This window comes from Paenibacillus zanthoxyli JH29, assembly GCF_000520715.1.
Lineage (GTDB): Bacteria > Bacillota > Bacilli > Paenibacillales > Paenibacillaceae > Paenibacillus_AQ > Paenibacillus_AQ zanthoxyli.
On sequence record NZ_ASSD01000373.1, the window covers coordinates 1 to 1,446 of the forward strand.

2 protein-coding genes are annotated in these 1,446 nt (G+C 56.6%); one reads left to right on the forward strand and one right to left on the reverse strand.

What is annotated here, in order from left to right:
• Positions 1-134: 134 nt before the first annotated feature.
• A complete protein-coding gene (asd, locus tag L691_RS0113735) occupies positions 135-926 on the forward strand; it encodes an archaetidylserine decarboxylase (RefSeq protein WP_025691079.1) in 792 nt (263 codons plus the stop codon).
• A gap of 102 nt (positions 927-1,028) precedes the next feature.
• Here asd and L691_RS0113740 read toward each other — a convergent pair.
• Positions 1,029-1,446 (reverse strand): 2,3-bisphosphoglycerate-dependent phosphoglycerate mutase (locus L691_RS0113740; RefSeq protein WP_025691080.1); only part of this gene is annotated, 418 nt, incomplete at its 5' end.

Sequence of the window (1,446 nt, forward strand, 5' to 3'; positions counted from 1 at the left end):
CGCGGTACTTGCTGGAAGGCGGGGCGGAGCGATAACGTCATTGATTTGTCCTCTATTCTATGTCAATATAATGCAGAGCGGCCCTGGGCCTAGAGACCCTGGGGCTGCGCTGTATGACGGAAGGGTGACAAGGCATGGTTAAACGACTCCTGCGGCTGATGACCGAGTTGTCCTCGCACAGGTGGATTTCCCGCATAATGGGCGCTTTTTCCCACAGCAGGATCAGCCGGTTTCTGATCCCGGCATTTATCCGGACCTATCATATTCCCGCCTCGCAGGCTGAGAAAGCCCCCCGGGAATACGCGACCCTCAATGAGTTCTTCAGCCGCAGGCTGAAGCCGGGCATGCGGCCTGTCACGGAAGAGACGGACGCTCTGGCAAGCCCCGTGGACGCGATGATTACGGCGATGGGGAAGATTGAATCGGGAACAATTCTGAATGTAAAAGGGCAAGATTATAATCTGGATGAGCTGCTGAACCACTCTCCCCACCAGGAGCTTTACAAGAAAGGCTTTTTTTTCGTGCTGTATTTAAGTCCTACCGACTATCACCGCATTCATTCTCCCGTTACCGGAAAAAAGACGGAGAGCGACCACATTCGCGGGCGCTGTTATCCTGTTAACGAATTTGGCATGAAGCATATGAAAAACGTGCTGTGCCGCAACGAGCGGCTGATCACCTATATCGCCCACAGTTTCGGTGAAGTTGCGGTCGTGAAGGTGGGCGCGATGAACGTCAGCAGTATCCGCTATTCAGTCGAGAACAAAAGCGTATGGGAAATCGGCGAGGACCTCGCTTACTTCGAGTTCGGTTCGACGGTGGTTCTTCTGACCGAGACCGGCATTTTCAGCCCCCGCCCGGGACTTGAGCCCGGCACGAAGGTTAAGATGGGCGAGCTGCTTGGATTTTTGCAGCCAGCAAAATAAATGGTGCCATGAGTTGAACCGAAGCAGGCCGGCAGATCGGCAGGATGATAATCCGCCAATCTCCCGGCCTGTTCTTGCTCACGGGCTGGTGAGCCGCCTGCTTCATTCGCTTACCTTGCCCTGATCCGCTACCTCGCGGGCTTTGGCCTCCACCTTCTCCGCCTCGCCGAGATAGAACCGGCGGATCGGCTTCACATCGTCGTCCAGCTCGTAGACGAGAGGAATTCCGGTCGGAATATTGAGATTCAGCAGCGCGGCCTCGTCGATGTCTTCCATATATTTAATCAGCGCGCGCAGCGTGTTGCCATGCGCCGAGATGAGTACACGCTCTTTCTTGCGGACGAGCGGCACGATCCGGTTTCCCCAGAAATCACCGACCCGGTGGACCGTGTCCTCCAGACTCTCGCCGAGGGGAATATCTTCGGGACGCAGCTCCCGGTAGCGTCTGTCGTTTCTCGCATAGCGCGGATCGTCCGGCTTCAGCAGCGGCGGCCGCACCGACAGGCTGCGCCGCCAAATG

Excerpts from the sequence above, each read along its gene's own strand:
- asd (WP_025691079.1), top strand. The coding sequence starts at position 135 with ATGGTTAAACGACTCCTGCGGCTGATGACCGAGTTGTCCTCGCACAGG.